This window comes from Cellulomonas rhizosphaerae (assembly GCF_003470205.1).
Taxonomy (GTDB): domain Bacteria; phylum Actinomycetota; class Actinomycetes; order Actinomycetales; family Cellulomonadaceae; genus Cellulomonas; species Cellulomonas rhizosphaerae.
In genome coordinates this window covers 12,855-35,319 of record NZ_QWKP01000217.1, presented here as the reverse complement: position 1 = coordinate 35,319, position 22,465 = coordinate 12,855, and the positions used below count along the sequence as shown (strand labels likewise).

The 22,465-nt window shown below is 72.9% G+C and carries 15 protein-coding genes; all 15 read right to left on the bottom strand.

The genetic code is table 11. From position 1 onward, the window contains the following. Position 1 precedes the first annotated feature (1 nt). Entirely contained in the window at positions 2–1,072 is a 1,071-nt protein-coding gene (gene thrC / locus D1825_RS15155) for a threonine synthase (protein WP_118768251.1), read from the bottom strand. Further along, positions 1,072–2,367 carry a homoserine dehydrogenase gene (locus tag D1825_RS15150; RefSeq protein WP_118768250.1) on the bottom strand — a complete coding sequence of 432 codons (1,296 nt, stop codon included), beginning with the start codon at positions 2,365–2,367 and terminating at the stop codon, positions 1,072–1,074. Before D1825_RS15150 ends, thrC begins: the two co-directional genes overlap by 1 nt. A 156-nt stretch (positions 2,368–2,523) precedes the next feature. Then, entirely contained in the window at positions 2,524–5,496 is a 2,973-nt protein-coding gene (locus D1825_RS15145; protein ID WP_118768249.1) for an Ig-like domain-containing protein, read from the bottom strand. Between the two features lie 295 nt (positions 5,497–5,791). Next, entirely contained in the window at positions 5,792–8,224 is a 2,433-nt protein-coding gene (locus D1825_RS15140; RefSeq protein WP_118768248.1) for an Ig-like domain-containing protein, read from the bottom strand. A 147-nt stretch (positions 8,225–8,371) separates the two neighbouring features. Beyond that, the gene (locus D1825_RS15135; protein WP_118768247.1) at positions 8,372–9,352 is read right to left on the bottom strand and encodes a WxL protein peptidoglycan domain-containing protein; all 981 of its coding nucleotides are present in this window, start codon (positions 9,350–9,352) and stop codon (positions 8,372–8,374) included. A 69-nt stretch (positions 9,353–9,421) separates the two neighbouring features. Continuing rightward, positions 9,422–11,089 (bottom strand): HtaA domain-containing protein, encoded by a 1,668-nt coding sequence (locus tag D1825_RS15130; RefSeq protein ID WP_233549928.1) that lies wholly within the window; start codon positions 11,087–11,089, stop codon positions 9,422–9,424. 82 nt (positions 11,090–11,171) lie between these two features. Continuing rightward, complete coding sequence (locus D1825_RS15125; RefSeq protein WP_118768246.1) at positions 11,172–12,452, bottom strand: hypothetical protein; 1,281 nt, start codon at positions 12,450–12,452, stop codon at positions 11,172–11,174. After that, positions 12,449–13,576: a hypothetical protein gene (locus D1825_RS15120; protein ID WP_118768245.1), complete on the bottom strand. Its 1,128-nt coding sequence runs from the start codon at positions 13,574–13,576 to the stop codon at positions 12,449–12,451. The genes D1825_RS15125 and D1825_RS15120 overlap by 4 nt, the downstream gene beginning before the upstream one ends. After that, positions 13,573–14,367, bottom strand: a complete 795-nt coding sequence (locus D1825_RS15115) for a heme ABC transporter ATP-binding protein (RefSeq protein WP_118768244.1) — start codon at positions 14,365–14,367, stop codon at positions 13,573–13,575. Before D1825_RS15115 ends, D1825_RS15120 begins: the two co-directional genes overlap by 4 nt. Beyond that, positions 14,364–15,437 (bottom strand): FecCD family ABC transporter permease, encoded by a 1,074-nt coding sequence (locus D1825_RS15110; protein ID WP_118768243.1) that lies wholly within the window; start codon positions 15,435–15,437, stop codon positions 14,364–14,366. Before D1825_RS15110 ends, D1825_RS15115 begins: the two co-directional genes overlap by 4 nt. After that, on the bottom strand, positions 15,434–16,543 hold the full coding sequence (locus tag D1825_RS15105; protein ID WP_118768242.1) for a heme/hemin ABC transporter substrate-binding protein: 1,110 nt from the start codon (positions 16,541–16,543) through the stop codon (positions 15,434–15,436). The genes D1825_RS15110 and D1825_RS15105 overlap by 4 nt, the downstream gene beginning before the upstream one ends. Before the next feature lie 119 nt (positions 16,544–16,662). Next, on the bottom strand, positions 16,663–18,009 hold the full coding sequence (gene lysA / locus D1825_RS15100; RefSeq protein WP_199721617.1) for a diaminopimelate decarboxylase: 1,347 nt from the start codon (positions 18,007–18,009) through the stop codon (positions 16,663–16,665). Then, positions 18,006–19,685: an arginine--tRNA ligase gene (gene argS / locus D1825_RS15095; RefSeq protein ID WP_118768240.1), complete on the bottom strand. Its 1,680-nt coding sequence runs from the start codon at positions 19,683–19,685 to the stop codon at positions 18,006–18,008. The genes lysA and argS overlap by 4 nt, the downstream gene beginning before the upstream one ends. Positions 19,686–19,728: 43 nt before the next feature. Beyond that, positions 19,729–21,402 (bottom strand): alpha-amylase family protein, encoded by a 1,674-nt coding sequence (locus D1825_RS15090; protein WP_118768239.1) that lies wholly within the window; start codon positions 21,400–21,402, stop codon positions 19,729–19,731. Beyond that, entirely contained in the window at positions 21,399–22,430 is a 1,032-nt protein-coding gene (locus D1825_RS15085) for a TIGR03885 family FMN-dependent LLM class oxidoreductase (RefSeq protein WP_118768238.1), read from the bottom strand. Before D1825_RS15085 ends, D1825_RS15090 begins: the two co-directional genes overlap by 4 nt. Positions 22,431–22,465 lie beyond the last annotated feature (35 nt).

Here is a 22,465-nt window from a genome sequence, read left to right as displayed (position 1 = left end):
ATCAGTCCAGGCCGAGCGCGGTCGCGATGGACACGACGTCCGCGGTGACCCGCACGGGCTGCACGTCACCGCCGTCGGGCGTGCGCAGTGCCCACTGCGGGTCCTTGAGGCCGTGGCCGGTGACCGTGATGACGATGCGCGCGCCCGCGGGCACGCGGCCGGCCTCGGACAGGGCCAGCAGCCCCGCGACGCCGGCTGCGGACGCGGGCTCGACGAAGACGCCGACCTCGGCGGACAGCACGCGGTGCGCCGCGAGGATCTGCTCGTCGGTGACGGCCTCGATGAGCCCGCCGGACGTGTCGCGCGCGTCCTCGGCCTGCTGCCACGAGGCGGGGTTGCCGATCCGGATCGCGGTCGCGATGGTCTCGGGCTCGTCGACCGGGAATCCGCGGACGATGGGCGCGGCGCCGGCGGCCTGGAAGCCCCAGACGATCGGCGTCCTCGTTGCCAGGCCCGCCTGGGCGTACTCCTGGAAGCCCTTCCAGTACGCGGTGATGTTGCCGGCGTTGCCGACGGGCAGCACGAAGATGTCGGGCGCGTCGCCGAGCGCGTCGACGATCTCGAACGCGCCCGTCTTCTGGCCCTGGATGCGGTCGGGGTTGACCGAGTTCACGAGCTCGACCGGGTAGGCCTCGGCGAGCTTGCGCGCCGCGACGAGGCAGTCGTCGAAGTTGCCGTCGACCTGCAGCAGCGTCGCGCCGTGCGCGACCGCCTGGCTGAGCTTGCCCATCGCGATCTTGCCCTCGGGCACCAGCACCGCGCAGACCATGCCCGCGCGCGTGGCGTAGGCGGCCGCAGAGGCCGAGGTGTTGCCGGTCGAGGCGCACACGACGGCCTTGGCCCCGCGCGCCGCGGCGGCGGAGATCGCCGCCGTCATGCCGCGGTCCTTGAACGACCCGGTCGGGTTCATGCCCTCGACCTTGACGTAGACCTCGGCGCCGACCCGCTGGGACAGCACCGGCGCGGGCACGAGCGGCGTGCCGCCCTCCCCCAGCGTGACGATGTGGGTCGTGAGGTGCTCGGGCAGGAAGTCGGCGTACTCGGCGATGACGCCGCGCCACTGGTGGGCCATCAGGCTCCCTCGACTCGCAGGACGGACACCACGGCGCGCACGACGTCGAGGCCCGCGATGGCCTCGACCGTGCCGGCGAGCGCGCGCTCGCTGGCGGCGTGCGTGGTGATGAGCAGGCGCGCGACGTGCTCGTCGGGCGCCGGGGTCTGGCGGACCGCCTCGATGGAGACGCCGTGCTCGGCCAGCACCGCGGCGACCTGCGCGAGGACACCCGGCTGGTCGGCGACCTCGAGGCGCACCTGGTAGCGCGTGCGGGCGGCCTCGGCGGGCAGCACGGGCAGGTCCGCGTACGACGACTCGACCGGGCCGCGGCCGCCGAGCACGCGGTGGCGGGCCACGGAGACGACGTCGCCCAGCACGGCCGACGCCGTCGGGGCACCGCCCGCGCCGCGCCCGTAGAACATGAGCTCGCCTGCGGCCTCCGCCTCGATGAACACCGCGTTGAACGCGCCGCGCACGCCGGCCAGCGGGTGGTCGGCGGGGACGAGCGCCGGGTGCACGCGCACCTGGATACCCTCGGTGCCGTCATCGCCCGTGTTGCGCTCGGCGATCGCCAGGAGCTTGATCACGTGGCCGGTGCCGGCAGCCCACGCGACGTCGTCGGCGGTCAGCGAGGTGATGCCCTCGCGCTGCACGTCGTCGATCGAGACCCGCGTGTGGAACGCGAGCGACGCGAGGATCGCGGCCTTGGCCGCGGCGTCGAAGCCCTCGACGTCGGCCGTCGGGTCCGCCTCCGCGTAGCCGAGCGCCTGCGCCTCCTTGACCGCCTGGTCGAGGTCGAGACCGTCGGTGGCCATGCGGTCGAGCACGTAGTTGGTCGTGCCGTTGACGATGCCCAGCACGCGGCGCACGGTGTCGCCCGCGAGCGACTCGCGCACGGGGCGGACGATCGGGATGGCGCCCGCGACGGCGGCCTCGAAGTACAGGTCCACGCCCGCGGCGTCGGCGGCGGCGTAGAGCGTCGGGCCGTCCTGCGCGAGCAGCGCCTTATTGGCCGTCACGACGGACGCGCCGTGCTCGATCGCGCGCAGGATGAGCGCGCGCGGGGGCTCGATGCCGCCCATGACCTCGACGACGACGTCCGCGCCGGCGACGAGCGCCTCGGCATCGGTCGTCAGGAGCGCGGGGTCCACGCCCTCGCGCTCGACCGACAGGTCGCGCACGGCGATCCCGACGAGCTCGAGCGGCGTCCCGACGCGCGACGCCAGGTCGTCGGCCTGCTCGGTGAGCAGGCGGGCCACCTGCGTGCCGACGACGCCGCACCCGAGCAGCGCGATCTTCAGCTTGTCGGGCACGACGGGGACCTCCGGTGATCAGGGCGATGGCTGAGCCACAGGATAGGGGGCCGCGGTCTCCGGCGAGGGCCGACGTCCGCCCCTTGGGGACTGCCGGGACGACGAAGCGGGGCGGCCCGGGAGAACCCGGACCGCCCCGCTCTGGTCAGACGATGATCAGGACAGCTTCAGCGTCTGCGCCGACGACTTCGCGGACTTGACGTCCTTGGTGCCGAGGTACTTCACCGAGACCTTGTACGTGCCGTAGACGACGCGCGGCAGGGTGATGATCGCCTTGCCGTTCTTCACCGTGGCAGTCGTGACGAGGGTCGTGGCGCCCTTGGCGGACGGGTCCACCACGAGCTGCACCTTGCCGGTCACCTTGACACCGGTCGCGGAGACCTTGACGACCACGGTGCGCTTGGCGCCGAGCGTGTAGGAGACCTTCGATGTGGCCTTGGCGACCTTGACCGTCTTGCTCGCCTTCGCCGAGGCGATCTGCGAGGTGCCGGTGTAGACGACCGTCAGCTTGTGCGTGCCGACCTTGAGCGCCTTGGGCAGGGCGATCTTCGCCGCACCCTTCTTCAGCGTGGCCGACTTGAGCACCTTGGTGCCCTCGCGGACCTCGACCTTGCCGGTGGCCGCGAGGCCGTTGGCAGCGGTGACCTTGACCGAGACCGACGACGACGTGCCGTAGGTGAGCTTCTTGGCGAAGGTCGCCTTGACCGACGACGTCGCCTTCGCGACGAAGATCTTGGCCGTGGTGCTCGCGTTCTTGACCGTGGTGGTCGCGGAGGTGAACGAGACCGAGACGGTGTGGGTGCCGGCCTTGAGGGGCAGGAGCTTGACCGTGGCCTTGCCTGCGACCAGGGTCGCCGTGCCGAGGACCGTCTTGCCCTCGGTCACCTTGACGGTGCCGGAGACGACGGCGTCAGGAGCGACGACCGAGACAGCCAGCGAGCCGGCCTTGTTGGCCGAGCCAGCGACGGGCACGGCCTTGACCGTCGCGGTACCGGCGCGGGTGAACGTGTACGTCGTGCCGCCGAACGTGGCGTTCTTGATCACGGTCGAGGCCGCGGAACCGTTCGTGTAGAGCAGGCGGACCTTGGTGACCTGGAGGGTCGGGTTCGCCGTGACGAAGTCGTCGAGCGACGCGAACGAGCGGTAGAACGAGCTGTCCACGCCGAAGTCGGACGTGCTCCACCACTTGCCGTCGTACGAGGCGTCCTTCTCGAACGTGATCTCGCCCTTGGCGGTGGTCAGGTGGATGCCGACGTACTGCGAGGGCGTCGCCTCGAAGTCGACGACCGAGCCGATGGAGGCGAGCGTGCCCGAGTACGAGCGCTCGATCCAGCTCTCGGCCCAGTCACCGGCGACCGCGAGCTTCACGCCACCGGCGACGTACGAGACGTCACCGTGCGCGGTCCAGCCGCGCGTGTTCAGGTCGGTCGCGACCGGAGCGGCGGCGATCGTCGGGTAGACGGTCGCGTGCTTCTGCTTCGTGAAGACGTAGTGCACGCCGCCGAAGGTGACCCCGGTGACGACCGCGGACGCGGCCTGGGGGTTCGTGTAGCTGACGCGGACCCCGGTGACCCGGACGTCCGGGTTCGCGGTGATGTAGTCGTCGAGCGAGGCGAAGGACGCGTAGCCCATGCCGGCGCCGACACCGAAGTCGGACGTGCTCCACCACTTGCCGGCGTACGAGGCCTCCTTCTCGAAGGTGATCTCGCCCTGGGTGGTCTCGACGCGGATCCCGACGTACTGCGCGGGCGTCGCGTCGAAGTCGACGACGTCGCCGAGCGAGGCCAGCGTGCCGTCGTAGGTGCGCTCGATCCACGACTCGGACCAGTCACCGGGGACGTTGAGCTTCAGGCCGCCGTCGACGTACTCGACGTCGCCGTGGGCCGTCCAGCCGCGCGTGTTCGAGTCCGTGGCCGGCAGCGGCGTCTGGACGCCCTCGTACGAGGTCGCGTGCTTCTGGGTCGTGAAGGAGTAGGTGGTGCAGCCCGCGGTGATCGAGTGGATCGTCGCGTCGCCGATGGCGCCGCTGCCGAGCGAGTACCCGACGGCGACGACGCGGACCTCGTGCCCAAAGGTCGCCGAGAGGATCTCGTCGAGCGTCCCGTACGACTTCTGGTAGCTCGGGTTCGGACCGGCCGGGAGACCGGCGATCGCCTTGGTGCCCCAGAACTTGCCGAAGAGGGGCTCGTAGACGAGGTTGCCGGCCCAGGTGCCGTCGATCGCGATCGTCAGGTTGAGGCCGACCTCGGCGCCCGAGTTCGCGGTCACGTCGACCGAGGGCACGCCCGCGTCCTGCAGCAGGAAGTTCGTGGCCTTGTAGCCGGCCGACTTCGACTCGCTGCTGGCGTTGCCGCCGGCGTCGCCCACGGTCGCGATGTGCAGGCCACCGTCGACGTACGCGTGCGAGCCGAGCGTCCGCGACTCGGAGAAGTCCCAGCCGTTGACGTTGACGTCGTTCGAGACCGAGGTCGCCGTGTCGACGCAGGGCGCCGTCTTGGGCGAGGCCGGGAACGTGTAGGTCGTGTCGCCGAGCGACAGCGAGCGGATGATGCCGTCGCCGGTGACACCGGAGCCGAGCGAGTAGCCGATCGCCGTGACGACTGCCGACGGGAAGGCGTCGCGCCACTGGGCGAGCGTGCCGTGGTTCTCCGAGCCGAACCCGCCGCCGTGCTGCGGGGCGCCGGTCTTGACGAACGCTGCCGAGCCGTTCGAGGCCCACCAGTCGTTGCCGTAGACCGACTCGCCGACGAGGATGCCGTCGGGCGAGCCGTTGCCGTCGAAGTCGACGACCAGCTGCGAGCCCGGCGTGATGCCCGCCTTGGCCTCGTACCGGAGGGCCGGCTCGCCGGCGTCCTCGAGCGCGACGTCGGTCACGATGTAGCCGGCGGCCTTGCGGTGGCCGGTCTCGTCGGTCCAGATGTGGAGGCCCTGGTCGACCAGCTCGGCGTGCGAGCTGCCGTCGGAGCTGCTCTGGCTGCGGTCGATGTCAGCGAGGCCGAGGACGACGGTGTGACCGGCGGTCGCAGAAGCGGGCAGCGCGGAGAATGTCGTCGCGGCGAGCGCGACGACCAGCGAGCCGGCGACAGCTGTCGCGCGGCGGCGGCCGGAGGCCGCTCGGGGGTTCTGCATGAAGTGGGGCCCTTTTCTAGGACGAAGGTCATGGGCGGTAGCGCGGAGCAACTTATTAGGGGTTCTGCGAGCCGCCCAGGCCGATTTGGGTAGGTCCTGAGGAATAGCGAAGTGTGATCTGCGTCCCAATTGGCTGATCTTCACCCGTGAGTGGTACGCCAAACCCCTCGCACCGTCCGAACACCGACAATCACCCGTCGTCGCCCATAATCATGCGGAACTGCGACATTGCGTACCGGTCGCGCACGACGAAGGGGCGGCCCGCCCCCGGGCCGCCCCTCGCCTTGCTCGAGCGTCAGCGCACCGTCAGCGTGCGCACCTTCGCGGTCGAGCCCGCCACGTTCGCGGAGCCTGCGTAGGTGGCCGTGACCGAGTACGCGCCCTTGGCCAGCTTGGGCAGCGTCACGGTGACCTTGCCCGCGTTGAGTGTCCCGGTCACCGTCCGGTTCTTGACGCCCTTGGCGCGCGGGTCGATCGTCACGACGACCTTGCCCGTCGCGGTCGCGCCTGTCGCCGCGACGGTCACGGTGACCTTGCCGCGCGCGCCGGCCTTCACGGCCGACGACGACAGCGTGGCCGACGACGTCGACGACGCTGTCGCGACTGTGAGCGTCCGCGACACCGTCGCGCCCGCCGTCTGGGAGTCGCCGGAGTAGACCGCCCGCAGGGCGTGAGAACCCGCCGTGAAGGTCTTCGGCAGCGTCAGCTTGGCGGCGCCCGCCGACAGGGCCGACGAGCCCACGAGCTTCGTGCCGTCGAAGACCTGCACCGTGCCGGTCGGGACCAGACCCGCCGCGGCGACGGCCACGGCCGCGGTGGCGACCTTGCCGTGCGTGGCCGCCGGCCACGTGACCTTCACCGCGGGCGCGGCCTTCGCCACGGCGACGGAGACAGTCGTGTGGCTCGCCAGGAGCGTCGACGCAGTCGGCACGAACGACACCGTGAGCGAGCGCGTGCCCGCGGCCAGTGCGGACACGGCGACGTTCGCGCGGCCCGCGGTGAGGGTGGCCGAGCCGACGACCTTCGCGCCGTCGCGCACGGTGATCGCACCGGCGACGACCGAGCCGGGAGCGGCGACCGCGACGGGGAGCGTGAACGCGCGGCCCGCGGTCGCGGTGGCGTCGAACGCGACGACCTCGGTGGCCGAGGGCGCCGGGGGCTCGACGACCGGGGCGTCGGTGACCGTGAGGACGGCCGTCGCCTGCGACGGGCGCACCTCTCCGCTGCCCGCGTACTTCACCGTCAGCTCGTGGTCGCCGACCGCGAAGTCGGTGGGCAGCGCGACGGTCGCCTTGCCACCCGAGAGCGTGCCGGTACCGACGACGTCGGCGCCCGAGCGCACCTCGACCTCACCGGCGGGCACCTGGCCGTCGGCCGCGTACACCTTGACCTGCAGCGACGCCGGGGTGCCGACGACCGCAGAGGCGTCGGCACCGAACGTGACCGACTCCGTGTGGAACGTGATCGGCGTGAAGGTCTCGTACTGCGCCACCGTCGGGCCACCACCGGCGTACGTGTAGATGCCGTAGTTGCCGGCCGCGCTGGCGAGCCAGGCCTTGTTGACCTTGATCTTCGCGGTGAACGTCCCGTCCGTGCGCAGCTCGGTGTATGACGTCGCGGCCGGGCTCTGGGCGGGCGACGACGCGGCGAAGGACGCGGCGGGCACGGCCCAGACGACGGCCGCGCCGGTGCCGTTGGCACCGGCCGGGTTGGTCCGCGCCGACGGGGGCGCACCGGCCGACGGCCTCCACACGTCGGCGTAGCGGCCGAACGCGATGTACGCCCCCGAGGCCACGCCCGCGAAGGGCGGGCGGGTGCCGGTCGCGAGCGCCGGCGCGAAGCCGGTGCCCTGCACCGTGACCTCGGTCGTGCCGTCGCTCTGCAGGTCGGTCGAGGAGACGGTCACCGACGCGGGCGCGTACCGCTCGAAGGACACGTCGACCGGCAGTGCCGGCTTGAGGTCCTGGTTGCCCGTGCAGCCCGTGGAGTAGAAGTGCGGGCGGACGGATGCCGGGAGCGCGTTGACGAAGGCCGGGTTCCACGAACCCCACCAGCCGGTCGCGCCGCCGTCGGTCGTGCACGAGGCGACCTGGGCGGTCTCGCCCTCGGGCACCGTCACGGCGACACCCTGGTAGGCGGGCGTCGCGGTGTAGCCGTCCGCGTCGAGTCCCGTGACGGCGCCGTTCGCGAAGTTCACGAGCGCGACACGGCCGAGGTCCTGCGCGGGCGTCGGGGCCCCAGCCTGGTCGACACCGGCGCCGACCTCGAAGTGGAACGAGAGCGTGCCCGAGCCCTGCGCGTTCAGCGTGAGCTTGGGGTCGGAGTAGATCTCGTTGGGAGCGTTGTACAGCGCCGGGTAGGCGTTGACCGTGTACGAGCCGGTCCACGAGAGCGTCGAGGCTCCCGTCGCCGGGTCGACGGTGCCGGTGCCCGCGGTGAACCGCACGGCGTTGGGAGTCTTCTGCGGGTCCGAGAACGGCATCGACGTCGCGGGCTTCGGCGCCACGACGTACTCGCTCTGCGACCCGCCGGACACGCTGCCGACGAGCTGCGTCGCGTTGCCCGAGAGGTCCTTGAACGTCCAGGGCCCGAAGATGCCGACCTGCGCGTAGCCGCTCACCCCCCAGGTGAACGTCGCGTTCTTGATCGTCTCGACAGCCGCCGACGCCGGGGTCGCCGCTACGACCGCCGCGCCTCCCGCCACTGCGACGGCGACCGCTGCGGCCACCAGCCTCCGCGCGCCACCGGTCCTGGTGGATCTGCTCGCCAACATCCCTACCCCTTCGTCCTGCACGCGGGCCGCGTGCGGAGTAAGGATAGCCTGTCCTAACTGGGTCGTGGAGCCTGCGGCTGCGCAGTCACCCGATCGCCGCACTCACGCGTGGACCGGCACCTCGGCGGGCGGCGCGCTGCGCCGGCGGCGCTCGCGCACGGAGGGAACGAGGACGGCCCCGACGACAACGATCAGCACGAGGACGAGCAACGACCACGGCATCGCCCACGCCGAGCCCTCGACCGTGAGCGTGGGCAGCGTCGCCCCGCCGACGCCCACCGACTCGGGCAGCACCTCGACGCGAGCCGACAGCCGGACGGTCGGCCACACCCCGGTGACCTCGATCTGCCGCTCGATCGCGCTGCGCGCCGTGAGCTCCGGGGTGTCCTGCTGCGCCGAGCCCGACGAGAGCAGCCCGAGCGGCCCGGCGACGGACGCGGAGTCCGTCGCGGCCGCACGGGTGTTGCCGGTGTTGCGCAGCACGTAGGTGACCGTGGCCGAGCCGGCGGCAAAGGGGTTCCAGCTCGGGTGGTAGTCGACCCGCACGTCCGTCGCGTCGATGGCCGGCGTCAGCTCGCCCGCGACGCGCACGTGCATGCGCGAGCCCAGCCGGCTGTCGAGCGCGACCGTCGACCCGCCCTGCGCGGAACGGAAGGAGGTGACGATGCCGCCCGAGTGGTCCCCCGGCGTCGCGTCGTCGGGCACCGTGACGGTGAACGGGATCGTCGCGGCCTCACCGGCGTCGAGCGTGACCTCGTCCTCGTCGAGCGCCACCCAGGTGCCGACGTCCGTCGAGGGCTCGCCCGCGGGCAGCAGGTCGAGCTGGCCGGACGACGTCGTGAACGCATCGGCGGCGTACACCGCGAGCGTCAGCGGCGCGGCCGTGCGGTTGGTGACGACGAAGGCGTCGTCGAGGGTGTCCCCCGGCTCGACCTCGTACCCGAAGTTCGGCCGTGAGGCACCGAGGTCGTTGTCAGCCGGCGCGACGGCCCAGGTCACCTGACCGTCGTCGGCAGCGGCGACCGGGGACCCGCCCGCGAGCAGCGCGAGGAGCCCGACGACGATCGCGGCGAACGTGCGCACCTGGGGTGTCCTTCCATGACGGGGGGCGCGCCCGGCCGGTCCCGCCGGCCGGGCGCACCCCGAGGAGTGTCAGCTGAGCGCGGTGAGCGTCAGCGTCGCGGAGTAGCTGCCGGGCGCTGCGTCGGCCGGTGCGAGGAGCGTGAGCTGCGCACCGACGTCGACCGCACCGAGCGCGTGGCCGGCGGCACCCGAGACCAACGTGCTCGACGCCTTGAGGCCCGAGGTCGCGACCGACCCCGGGGCGACGGCTCCACCGGCGACCGCGCCGACCGTGTTGGCCGTGACCGACGGCGTCCAGCCGAGCGCCTGACCGCCGAACGAGTGCGCCCCGTCCGCCGTGCTGAAGGTGCCGACCTGGCCCGAGATCGAGAAGGCCGGCGCACCCACGCGGGTGTCCTCCACGGAGATCGCGGGGAGCTGGCCGGACGCGGTGAACCCGGCCGCGGTCGACGCCGCCGTGCCGAGGCTGACCGCGCCGGAGCCGCCGATCGTCCACGAGAACGCGCCGGGCTCGGGCTCGACCGGCGTCTCGGGCACCTCGACACCGACGTTGATGTCGCCGAGGAACGAGACCGGCACGAACAGCTCCTGCGAGGCGTTCGCGGCCGCACCGCCCGCGGCGTAGACGTAGATGCCGTAGTTCCCGCTCGTGGCGGTCGCGGTCTTGACGTCGAGCGTGGCGGTGAAGGAGCCGTCAGCCTCGAGCTCGACGAGCGCGGCGGCCTGGCTCGGGTAGTCCGTCGAGACCTGCGTGAGCGACGCCTGCGGCAGCGCCCACCTCTGGCTCGTGACGGAGCGCGCGGAGCTCGGCGCGCCGGCCGAGGGCTTCCAGACGTCGGCGAACCGGCCGAACGTGACGTAGACGCCCGTGGACTGCCCGGCCGTGACCGGCGGGCGGGACGACACGTTGGCGGCGGGGTCGAACCCCGTGCCCGTGACGGTGACCGACTCGGTCGCGCTCGGGTCGAAGCCCGCGGTCTTGGAGACGGCGATCGCCGGCTTCCACGCCGGCGCGGCACTCTCGTCGAGCGACGTCGTCACCGTGAAGTCGTCCAGGGCCGAGCCGGCCGCGAGGAAGTCCTGCAGCGCCGCCGCGCCGGCCGCGGTCAGCGTGACGCCCGTGCCGGTGACCGTGACGTCATCGCCGTCCGTGTCCACGTCGACCGTGCCGACGTCGCCCAGGACGATGTCGTCGCCGCCGTAGGTGCCGGGCGTGTAGCCGAGCGACGCGCCGCTCGCGGGGATGACCACCGACAGGTCGCCCTCGAGCGCGGCGGTGCCGCCCGTAACGACGACAGCGACGTCCTTGACCGTCACCGTGAAGGCGTGGGACGGGAAGTGGAAGACCGCGCCGCCGCCGGTCTCGATGCGCAGGTCGGTCGCGGAGTCGAACGTCCCGCCCTGCACGGGCAGGTGGTACGGGAGCGTCTCGTTCGGCGTCGAGGTGCTCGCGGCCCAGGCCGGCGTGCCGTCGGTGTCGAACGTGGCGGGCGCGACGAGCGTGATGCGCTGCCCCACCGCGACGGGCCCGACGGGCGGGAGCGCCGCCGTCTGCTGACCCACGTAGTTGCGGAAGCTCTGACGGAAGCCCCAGTCGAGGGTGCCGTCCGCCTGGACGTCACGAGAGTCGGCGGCGCTGGCAGGGACGGCGGCCACGAGGGCGCCGAGCAGAGCGAGCACACCGGCTGCGGCGACGGCGCGACCGGCGTGACCGGCGTGACCGGATCGTGTCTTCACGGATGAGTCCTCTCGGAGAAGGAGTGCGGACCGGGCTGTCGATCCGAGCAAAGGTGAGCCTTACCTAAGCGCAGGCAACAGGTCATGTCCGCCATCCGGTCCACGGCACGACGAGCCATCCGCGCCAGAGCCCGATCGCCGCGAACGCACCGAGCGCGGCGATCGCCGCCAGACCGCCCAGCAGCAGTGGGTCCTGGCCGGTCAGCCAGCCCGCGGCGTCCTGCACGAGCGGGATCAGCGCGGACGCGGCCCCGACGGTGACGGCCTGGGTCGCCGGGTAGGCGGCCGACGCCACGTCCGGCCCGGTCACCGTCGGCGCGACCGGGGTGCCGCCGACCCGCGGAGGGGTCACGCCCTGGGGCGCGGTCGGCGGGGGCGTCGTGACGGGGTTCGACGGCGCAGGGCCGCCCGGCGTGCTGCCGGAGTCGTCGGGGTCCTTCGGCGGCGTGACCGGCCGCGACGAGTCGTAGCTGACCGTCACGGGCAGCGCCGCCTTGAACGGGTCGCGCTCGCCGCCGCTCGTGTACCAGTACGCCGACTGCCCGGTCTGCTGCTGCAGGTCGACGAAGTCCTGCGGGAACGCCCCCCAGTACGCGGCGTTCGCCGACGTCCGCGCGGCCTGCGGGGTCCCCGTGCCCGCGTCGACCTCGACGCCGAGGTAGTCGGGCGTGACGACGAAGCCGTCCTCGCCGAGGTCCACCTGGGCGAACCGCGCGAGCGTGACCGTGCGCGCCGGGATCTTCACCCAGCGCGAGGTGTCGTCCCGGTCGGCGCCGTAGCCGCTCGCCGTCGCGGTCAGCGTGCCAACACCGTCGCGCACGGTCAGCACGGGATCGGTCGCCGACCAGTAGGTCAGGCCGCCGTAGAACGCGACCGTGAACGACCCCGTCCAGGCGATGCGGGCCGAGCCCGCGCCCTGGTCGACCGTGCCGCTCCCGCCGTCGACGACGACCTCGCTCTCCGTCGTCGGCGAGGACGTCGACGCCGTGACCGGCGCGCCGTCGCGGTCGAGGCAGCGCGTCCCCCAGGTCGCCACGCGGTCCCTGCCGTCGGCGCCCGGCTTCTCGATCCGGACGTTGCCTGCCGAGCCGCGGTAGAAGCCGTCCGCCTCGGTCCAGGCGCGCGACGAGCCGGTGTCCCCTGCGATCCCAGCCGACAGGAACTGGCAGCCGAACGCGTAGGCGCCGCTGCTCGCCTCCCGCGACAGGCCCCAGCGCAGCTGCGCGGAGTCGATGGTGAGCACGCCGTCAGCCGGGATGACGACCTGGACGTCGATCGAGTCGCCCGCCGCGGCGGGCGCCCCGGCCAGGAGCAGCGCGGTGGCCGCGCCGGCGAGCGCGACCAGGACGGAGCGAAGCCTCACGAGCGCGCCTCCGCAGGTGTCCGGGCCTGGACGGCAGCGGCCCGACGGCGGCGACGCCCAGCGACGAGTGCCGCGACGACGAACCACAGCATGGCCAGCGCGGCGACGAGCACGGCGATCGCCACGGGCGACGTCCCGGCCCCGGCCTCGTCCTGCGCATTCGCGGCCGCGGCTGCCTCGACCGGGTCCGCGATCGCGGTGAACTCGACCTGAGCCTTCTTCCCGGACGCGGCACCGGTCAGCGTGAGCGCCTGTGTCCCGGCGCGCAGCGTGGCGGGCAGCTGCAGCACGCCCGCGACCTCGCCCTGCGCTCCCGCAGTCAGCGGTCCGACCGCGGCCTGGCCTCCGACGAGCGAGCCGAGGACCTGCTCGCCGGGCGTGAACCCCTGACCCATGAAGCCGAGCACGCGGCCGACGACGATCGTGGTCTGGTCGACCCCGAGGGTCGCGGGCACGGTCGAGGCGACCGAGGGCTTCTCGGCGACCGCGGCGGGCGCGCCCGTGGGAGCCGCGGCGGCCGTCTGCGCCGTCGTCGCAGCGGGCTCAGCCGCCGACAGGTCCGCGAAGGTCACGCGCGTGAACGACTCGTTGCTCGGGTTGACCACGCCGTGCGCCCCGATCGTGATGACGCCACAGGGTTTGGTGCGGCAGTCGACCTCGACGACCTTGCCGCTGCGGTCTGCAGCCTGGAAGGTCGGGCCGGGGATCGTGAGCTTCGTGGACCACGTGCCGTCGGCCTTGACCGTGCCCCCGTTGGCGGACGACGCGGTGTCGGAGCCCGGGAACGCGACGAACCGCTGGAAGCCGCCGTTGTCCTTCGACTCCGAGTCGGGCACGTAGAGGTAGTCGGCGCCGGTCGCTCCACCCTTGCTGGGACGCCACGAGCCGCCGCTCGGGTCGTCGACCCAGCCGAAGAACACGTAGATGCCGCCGAACCCGCCCTTGACGGACTGGAACCCGGCGCCCGAGACCGAGACGGTCGTGGAGTAGGTCGAGTCGGCCTGGGCCGTGCCCGCCGCGTTCGTGATCGTCACGCGCGGCGAGGCCTGAGCGGGTGCGGCGAGCGTGACGACCGTGACGGCGACCGCCGCCATCAGCGCGGCGACGCGGGCGAGGGGCCTCATCGGGTCTCCAGGAGTGCGGCGGTCCGGACGGGCAGGACGACGAGCTCGTCGACGCCCGGCCCGCGGATCACCTCGATCGGGTGGCGGTACACGTCGGTGAGCAGCTCGCTCGTCAGGACGTCGGCCGGCGCGCCGTCGCCCCGGACGCGGCCGGAGTCGAGCACGACGACGCGGTCGGCGTAGGCGGCGGCGAGCGTCAGGTCGTGCAGCACGACCACGACGCTCGCGCCGGCCCGCGCCCAGCGGCGGGCCTCGTCGAGCAGCGCCTCCTGGTGGCGGATGTCGAGCGCCGCGGTCGGCTCGTCGAGCAGCAGGACCCCGGGCTCCTGGGCGAGCGTGCGCGCGAACGACGTGCGCGCCTTCTCGCCGCCGGACAGCGTCGGGAAGCGCCGGGCGGCGAGGTGGGAGACGTCGGCGGTGTCGAGCGAGCGCGCGACGACCTCGTCGTCCGCGTCCTCGCGCGCGGTCCCGCGCCACGGCGCGCGCCCCATCCGCACGACGTCCGCGACCGGGAACGGGAACGAGAGCCGGTTCTCCTGGAGCAGCACCGCCCGGCGGCGCGCGAGCTGGTCGAGCCGCATGGCGCGCACGTCGACCGCGTCGAGCTCGACGCGGCCCTCGTCGGGCGCGGTGTCGCCGGACAGGACGGAGAGCAGGGTGGACTTGCCGGCGCCGTTGGGCCCGACGAGAGCGACGAGCTCACCGGCCGCGACGGCGACGTCGACCCCGTCGAGGATCCGCGCCTGCCCGAAGCGCACGTGCACGCCGTGGGCGGCCAGGACCGCGCTCATGCCCAGCCCCCGGCGCTGCGGCGCGTGCGGCGGATGAGCCAGAAGAAGAACGGGCCGCCGACGAGCGCGGTCAGCATGCCGATCGGCAGGTCCGCGTACGGCACCGCGGTCCGGGCGACCAGGTCGGCGGCGAGCAGCAGCACCGCGCCGCCCAGCGCGCTGGCCGGGATCAGCACGCGGTGACCGGGACCGACCGCCATGCGGATCAGGTGCGGGACGACGAGCCCGACGAAGGCGATGATCCCGCAGAACGCGACCGCACCCGCGGTGAGCAGCGCGACGAGCACGATGCAGACGACGCGCAGCCGCTCGACATCGACGCCGAGGTGGCGCGCGGACCGCTCCCCCAGCGCGAGCAGGTCGAGCCGGCGCGCGACAGCCACGGCCCCGCCGATCCCGAGCAGGACGATCGGCGCGACGACCGCGACGTACGGCCAGCGCGTGCCGTTGAGGCTGCCCAGCTGCCAGAAGACGATCTGCTCGCGTGCCTGGGTGTCGCCGAGGAAGGTCAGCAGCGCGAGCGCGGCGCCCGCGACCGCGTTGACCGCGACGCCGGTGAGCACCAGCGTGACGACCTCGGTCCGGCCGTTCTCGCGAGCGGTCAGGTAGACGAGGATCGTCGTAAGCAGGCCGCCGACGAACGCCATCGTCGCGACCGTCCACGGCCCGGCGAACGCGAGCCCGAACACGATGACCGTGCACGCGCCGACCGCGGCGCCCGAGCTCACGCCGACCACGCCGGGGTCGGCGAGCGGATTGCCGAACACGCCCTGCATGAGCGCACCGCCGGTGGCCAGCGCGGCCCCGACCAGCGCGGCCATGACCACGCGCGGGAACCGGATGGCCCACAGCGCGGCGTCGCCGTTCGGGTGCGCGGGCGACGGCCCCCAGTCGAGGCCGATGCGGTGCAGGATCGAGCCGACGACCTCGCTCGGCGCGACGTGCAGCTGGCCGATCCCGGCGGACAGGACCGCGAGGACGACGAGCGCGAGCGCGAGCCCGACGAACAGCGCGGTGCTGCGCGTGCGGGCGGGCGCGCCCGTCGTCGGGCGCTCGAGCGTCGTCGTCACCGCTGCGAGCCCGGCGCGTACAGGGCGACGGCCAGCGCGTCGAGCACGTCGGCCGTCGACGGCCCGAACGAGAGGACCTCGGTGTCGTCCATGTCGACGATCCGGCGGTGCTCGCCCGCGGGGGTGTTCGCGACGGCGGGCAGCCGCTCGAGCAGCCCGTCGATGCCGCCGACCGACTCGAGCCCCTTGGACATCACGAGCACGACGTCCGGCGCGGCCTTGATCAGGCCCTCGTCGGTGATCGGCTTCATGCCGTCCCAGCCGATCTCGGTCGCCACGTCGACGCCGCCGACCGCGTCGATCAGCGCGTCCGCTCCGGACTCCTTGCCGAACAGGTAGTAGACGCCGGCCTGGCCGCGCACGTAGAGGAACACGATGCGCAGGCGGTCGGCGGGGTCCTTCGGGGCGACGGCCGCGATCTCGTCGATCTTGGCGTCGACCGCCTTCTCGGTCCGCTGCGCGAGCCTCTCGCCCTCGTCGGGCACGCCCAGCGCTCCGGCGACCTGACGGACGAGGCCGCCGATGTTGTCGATGCCGCGGTGGGAGTCGACGACGACGACCGGGATGCCCGCGTCGCGCATCTGCAGGATCACGTCCCACGGGCCCAGGCTGGTGTCGGTGATGATCACGGTCGGCGCGAGCTCGAGGATCGACTCGCCCGACAGCTCGTGGCCGTTCGCGGTGATCAGCGGCTTGTCGGCGATCTCCGCGTAGGACGAAGACGTGTCGCGGCCGACCACGTGGTCGCCGAGGCCCAGGTCGTAGACGATGCGCGACGTCGAGCCGTAGATGTCGAGCGCGAGGATGCGGCTCGTGTCCGTGATCGTGACCGTGGTGCCCTGCGAGTCCGTCACCGTGGCGGGCAGCGTGGGCTTCGGGTCCTGCGCGACCGGGTCGAGGGCGGCGTCCGCGACGACCGCGGTCGACGGGCCCTCGAACGCTCGCGGGTCCGCCAGCGGCGTGCTGTCGGCGAGCGTCGCTCCCCCGCTCGCGGTCTCGCCCGTGGCGCCCTGCGCGGGTCCGGAGCATGCCGCGACGGCGAGGAGGACGACTGCGCCGACCGCGGCGAGCGCGGCGGCCGGGCCGCGGCGGTGGTGGGCGCGCATGCGAGTCCTCGACGGTAGGTCCTAGGTCACGCCCCATCGGCGCGCACATAGGCAATCCTAACCATGCCGAGCCTTACCTAACCTCGCCGCCGTTGTGGGAACCCTCACAGATGCGCTGGTCAGCCCTGGTCGAGCGCGAGCAGGTCGTCGACGGTCTCGCGGCGGAGCAGCACGCGGGCCCTCCCGTCGGTCACCGCGACGACCGGCGGGCGGGGCACCTGGTTGTAGTTGGAGGCCATCGAGCGCCCATACGCGCCGGTCGCGGCGACGGCGAGCAGGTCGCCCGCCCGCACGTCGCCCGGGAGCTGGACCTCGTGCACCACGATGTCACCCGACTCGCAGTGCTTGCCGACCACGCGCGCGAGCACGGGCTCGACCTGCGAGACCCGCCCGACGAGCTCCGCGTGGTACTGCGCGCCGTAGAGCGCGGGTCGGATGTTGTCGCTCATCCCGCCGTCCACGGAGACGTACGTGCGCACGCGCCCGTCGTCGATCCGCACGGGCTTGACCGTGCCGACGGTGTAGAGCGTCAGCCCCGCGGGTCCGACGATCGCGCGACCGGGCTCGATCGAGAAGCGCGGCAGCGGCGTGCCGAGGTCCGCGGAGCTGGCCTGCACCGACGCGGCGACGTCCTTCGCGATGCGGTCCGGGTCGAGCGCGACCTCGCCGGGCAGGTAGGCGATGCCGTAGCCGCCGCCCAGGTCCACCTCGTCGACCAGCACGCCCGTGCGCTCGGCGAGCTCCGCGCGCAGGGTCAGCACCACGCGGGCTGCGACCTCGAAGCCGGACGGGTCGAGGATCTGCGAGCCGATGTGCGAGTGGATGCCGAGCAGGTGCAGCTCGGGCCGCTCGACCGCGCGCCGCAGCGCGGCCATCGCGGGGCTGTCGGCGCCGCCGGCGACCGAGAGCCCGAACTTCTGGTCCTCGTGCGCGGTCGAGATGTACTCGTGCCCGCCCGCGTGCACACCCGTGGTCACGCGGACCATGACGGGCGCAACGAGCCCTCGCGCACCGGCGAGGTCGGCGACCCGCTCGATCTCGACGAGCGAGTCGACGATGATCCGGCCGACGCCCGCCTCGAGCGCGGTGACGATCTCGTCGTCCGACTTGTTGTTGCCGTGCAGCCCGATGTGCGGGCCGGGGACGCCGGCCCGCAGCGCGATGGCGAGCTCGCCACCCGTGGCGGTGTCCACGCGCAGGCCCTCGTCGTGCACCCACCGCGCGACCGCGAGCGACAGGAACGCCTTGCCCGCGTAGTAGACGTCGACGCCCGCGCCGATCTCCGCGAACGCGGCCTCGAACGCGCGACGGTAGCCCGAGGCCCGCGAGCGCAGGTCGGCCTCGTCGAGCACGTAGGCCGGGGTGCCGTGCTGCGCGGCGAGCTCGTGCACGCTCACGCCCGCGACGCGGACGTCGCCCTCGGCCGAGCGGGAGACCCCGCGCGACCAGGGCTCGCCCAGCGTCACATCCGCTCCGGCGCGGACACCCCGAGCAGCGCGAGCCCGTTGGCGAGCACCTGGCGGGTGGCGTCGTTGAGCCACAGGCGCGTGCGGTGCACGTCGCTGACCTCCTCGTCGCCGAACGGCGTGACGCGGCGCTGGTCGTACCACTTGTGGTACGACCCGGCGAGCTCCTCGAGGTAGCGCGCGACGCGGTGCGGCTCGCGCAGGTCCGCCGCCTGCGCGACGATCCGCGGGAGCTCGGCGATCTGGCCCAGGAGCACGGCCTCGCTCGGGTGGTCGAGCAGCGACGCGTCGAACCCGTCCTCGCGGCGCACGCCCGCGTCGCCCGCGTTGCGGCCCACGTTGACCGTGCGCGCGTGCGCGTACTGCACGTAGAACACGGGGTTCTCGTTGGTCGCTTTGGCGAGCAGGTCCAGGTCGAGGTCGATCTGGGAGTCGGCCGACGAGCGCGCCAGGGCGTAGCGGGCGGCGTCGACCCCCACGGCGTCGACGAGGTCCTCCATGGTGACGACCGTGCCGGCGCGCTTGGACATCCGCACGGGCTGGCCGTCCTTGACCAGGTTGACCAGCTGGCCGATGAGCAGCTCGAGGTTGACGTGCGGGGTGTCCCCGAACGCCGCGCACACGGCCATCATGCGGCCGACGTACCCGTGGTGGTCCGCGCCGAGCATGATGAACACGCGGTCGAACCCGCGCTCGCGCTTGTCCAGGTAGTAGGCGATGTCACCCGCGATGTAGGCGGCCTGGCCGTCCGACTTGATGATGACGCGGTCCTTGTCGTCACCGAAGTCGGTGGTCCGCAGCCACGTGGCGCCGTCGGCCTCGAAGATGTGGCCGAGCTCGCGCAGGCGGGCGACCGCGCGGTCCACCGCCCCGGACTCGTGCAGCGAGTCCTCGTGGAAGTAGACGTCGAAGTCGACGCCGAAGTCGTGCAGCGACTCCTTGACCTCGCCGAACATGAGCTCGACGCCGCGCGCCCGGAACGCCTCGGTGGCCTCGTCGTCGGGCAGCGTGCGCGGGTCGGGCTCGCCGGCGGCGATCGCGTCGCCGATGACCTGGTCGGCGATCTCGGTGATGTACTCGCCGCCGTAGCCGTCCTCGGGGGCGGGGCGGCCCTGCGCGCGGGCGACGAGCGAGCGCGCGAAGCGGTCGATCTGCGCGCCGTGGTCGTTGAAGTAGTACTCGCGCGTCACGTCGGCACCGGCCGCCTGCAGCACGCGGGCCAGGCTGTCGCCCACGGCCGCCCAGCGCACGCCGCCGATGTGCAGCGGCCCGGTGGGGTTGGCGGAGACGAACTCGAGGTTGATCCGGACGCCGCTGAGCGTCGCGCCGCGCCCGTAGGCCTCGCCGGACTCGACGACCGAGCGCGCGAGCTCGCCCGCGGCGGCCGCGTCGAGGCGGATGTTGAGGAAGCCCGGGCCGGCGATGTCGACCGACGCGACGCCGTCGACCGCGCCGAGGCGCGAGGCGAGCTCGGTCGCGAACGCACGCGGGTTGGTGCCGGCCTTCTTGGCCAGCTGCAGGGCGACGTTGGTGGCCCAGTCGCCGTGGTCGCGCTGGCGCGGACGCTCGAGGTGGACGGTCGTGGGCACGTCCGCGGCGTCGAGGGCGAAGGTTCCGTCGTCGACGGCCTGCACGAGGGCGGCCGTGATGGCCTGGGCGAGCTGCTCGGGGGTCACCGCACAAGGGTAGGGGATCAGGTCAGCGCGCCCCGGGGGGGCCTCAGACGATGCGGCGGTCGCATTCCCGGACCACGCGCAGCCAGCGGTAGCCGTAGCCGTCGAGCTCGACCTCCGCGCGGCCACGCTCGTCGAGCGCGCACCCGCCGTCCTGCAGCAGGTCCACCAGGCGGACCGTGCCGTCGCAGTCGGCCAGCCGCAGCGGAACTGTCACGGCCTCGGCGCCCAGGTTGTGCAGCGCGACCAACGACCCGTCGTCCCACGTGCTGCGGTGGGCCAGGACGGCGGTGTGCGGCTGGTCGAGGATCTCCGCACGTGTCGTCCAGCCCAGCTCGGGGCACTCGCGGTAGCGCCGCACCAGCAGCTGGACGAACGTGAGGAGCGAGTCGGGGTCGCGGCGCTGGTCGGAGACGTTGACGTGCTCGGGCGCGAAGCCGCCCTCGGTGACCGGCCCGGCCAGCTTGCGCTTCGCCGCCCGGGAGAAGCCGCCGTTCGGCCCCGAGGTCCACTGCATCGGGGTGCGGACCGCCATGCGTCCCTCGGCGGCGAGGTTCTCGCCCATCCCGATCTCCTCGCCGTAGAAGAGCACGGGGGTGCCGGGCAGCGAGAAGAGCAGGGAGTAGACCATCCGGATGCGCCGCGGGTCACCACCGAGCATCGTGGGCAGCCTCCGACGCAGGCCACGGTCGTACAGCTGCATGTCGGGGTCCGGGCCGAAGGCGGCGAACACCTCCTGCTTCTCCTCCTCCGACAGCTTGTCCAGCGTCAGCTCGTCGTGGTTGCGGACGAACGTGGCCCACTGCGCGTCATGCGGGATCTCGGGCCGCTGCGCCAGGGCCGCGGCCATCGGCCGGGCGTCCTGCCGGGCCAGCGCCAGGTAGAGGTTCTGCATCCCGATGAAGTCGAACTGCAGGGTCAGCTCGTCGCTGTCGGCGTCGTCGCCGCCGAAGTACCTCCTCTGCTCCGCGTACGGCAGGTTGACCTCACCCATGAGGATCGCGTCGCCGACCCGGCGGGTGAGGAACGCCCGCAGCTCCTTGAGGAAGTCGTGCTTGTCCTCGCCGGGAGTCTTCGCGGCGTCGGCCAGGAAGAACGGCACGGCGTCCACCCGGAACCCGCTCAGCCCGAGCTCGGCCCAGTAGCCGACGACCTTCGCGATCGCGTCCCTGACCTGCGGGTTGGCGGTGTTGAGGTCCGGCTGCTGGTGGTAGAAGGTGTGCCGGTACCACTCGCCGGTCGCCTCGTCCTTCGTCCAGATGCCGTCCTCCTTGTCCGGGAAGACGACCTTGTCCTTGGTCGACGGAGGCTTGTCCGAGCGCCACACGTAGAAGTCGCGGTACGGGCTGTCCTTGCTCGCGCGGGCGCTGACGAACCACGGGTGCTTCTCCGAGGTGTGGTTCACCACGAGGTCGACGATCACCCGGATCCCGCGGTCCTTGGCCGTGCGGATCACCTCGACGAGGTCGCCCGCGTGACCCAGGCGCGGGTCGACGCCGTAGAAGTCGGCGATGTCGTACCCGTCGTCGAAGTCGGCCGTCGGGTAGAAGGGCATGAGCCACAGGCAGGTGACGCCCAGGTCGGCGAGGTGGTCGATGCGCTGGACGAGGCCCGGCAGGTCGCCGACACCGTCGTCGTTCCAGTCCATGTACGTCTCGACGTCGAGGCAGTAGATGACGGCGTTCTTCCACCACAGGTCACCGGTGTCGTGGATCCTCATGCGTTCACCTGCTTGAGCTGGGGCAGGAGGTGCTCGGCGGCCATGTCGACGAATGCGTCGAGCGTGGCGCTGCGCGGGGTGCTCGTCGGTGCGGCGTCGTCGTGCTTCTCGTCGTCCGGTCCGGGGTCCGTCGCGACCTGGTGGAGGTAGATCGCGTCGAAGCCGATCGCGACGAGCTCGCTCAGTCGGTCGGCGAGACGCGCCGGGTCGTGGTCGACGAGCACGCTGCGGCGCACGGCCTCGTCGCTGACGTCCGCCGCGATCGAGTCGAACGCCTCGGGGGTGTCGAGGTCCCAGGCGGTCGGCGGTCCGTACACCTGGCCGCTCCACTGCTCCCGCGCGAGCTGCAGGGCCGTGGCCTCGTCGGGCGCCCACGACACGTGCACCTGCAGCGCGACCTCGCCGCGGCCGCCCGCCTCGCGGTACTCCTGCACCACCTGCCGGAGGATCTCCGGACTCTGGTTCACCGTGACCAGCCCGTCGGCCCAGTTGGCGTGCGCCCTGGCCGTCGCGGGCGTGACCGCGGGCCCGATGAGCAGCGGCTTCTCGTCGGGCAGCGTCCAGAGCTTGGCGCGGTCCACCGTGACCAGGCCGTCGTGGGTGACCTCCTCCCCGTCGAGCAGCGCGCGGATCACCTCGACGCACTCCCGCAGGCGTGCGTCGCGCTCGGCCTTGGCCGGCCAGCGGGCGCCGGTGATGTGCTCGTTGAGGTTCTCCCCCGACCCCAGCGCCACCCAGAACCGGCCGGGGAACATGGCCCCGAGACTCGCGACCGCCTGCGCGACGACCGCCGGGTGGTAGCGCTGGCCGGGAGCGTTCACGACCCCGAACGGCAGCTGGGTCGTCGCCATCGCCGCGCCGAGCCACGTCCAGGCGTACCCGGAGTGCCCCTGCCGGACCGACCACGGAGCCCAGTGGTCCGAGCACATCGCGGCGTCGAAGCCGGCCTGCTCGGCGCGCTTGGTGGCCGCCAGGAGCGCAGCGGGATGGACCTGCTCGTGCGAGTTGTGGAATCCGACGATGGTCATGGGGACCGGTTCTACCCGGTTCGTCCCCGATGCGC

Excerpts from the sequence above, each read along its gene's own strand:
- thrC (WP_118768251.1), bottom strand. The coding sequence starts at position 1,072 with ATGGCCCACCAGTGGCGCGGCGTCATCGCCGAGTACGCCGACTTCCTG.
- D1825_RS15145 (WP_118768249.1), bottom strand. The coding sequence starts at position 5,496 with ATGCAGAACCCCCGAGCGGCCTCCGGCCGCCGCCGCGCGACAGCTGTC.
- D1825_RS15120 (WP_118768245.1), bottom strand. The coding sequence starts at position 13,576 with ATGAGGCCCCTCGCCCGCGTCGCCGCGCTGATGGCGGCGGTCGCCGTC.
- D1825_RS15115 (WP_118768244.1), bottom strand. The coding sequence starts at position 14,367 with ATGAGCGCGGTCCTGGCCGCCCACGGCGTGCACGTGCGCTTCGGGCAG.
- D1825_RS15105 (WP_118768242.1), bottom strand. The coding sequence starts at position 16,543 with ATGCGCGCCCACCACCGCCGCGGCCCGGCCGCCGCGCTCGCCGCGGTC.
- D1825_RS15090 (WP_118768239.1), bottom strand. The coding sequence starts at position 21,402 with ATGAGGATCCACGACACCGGTGACCTGTGGTGGAAGAACGCCGTCATC.
- D1825_RS15085 (WP_118768238.1), bottom strand. The coding sequence starts at position 22,430 with ATGACCATCGTCGGATTCCACAACTCGCACGAGCAGGTCCATCCCGCT.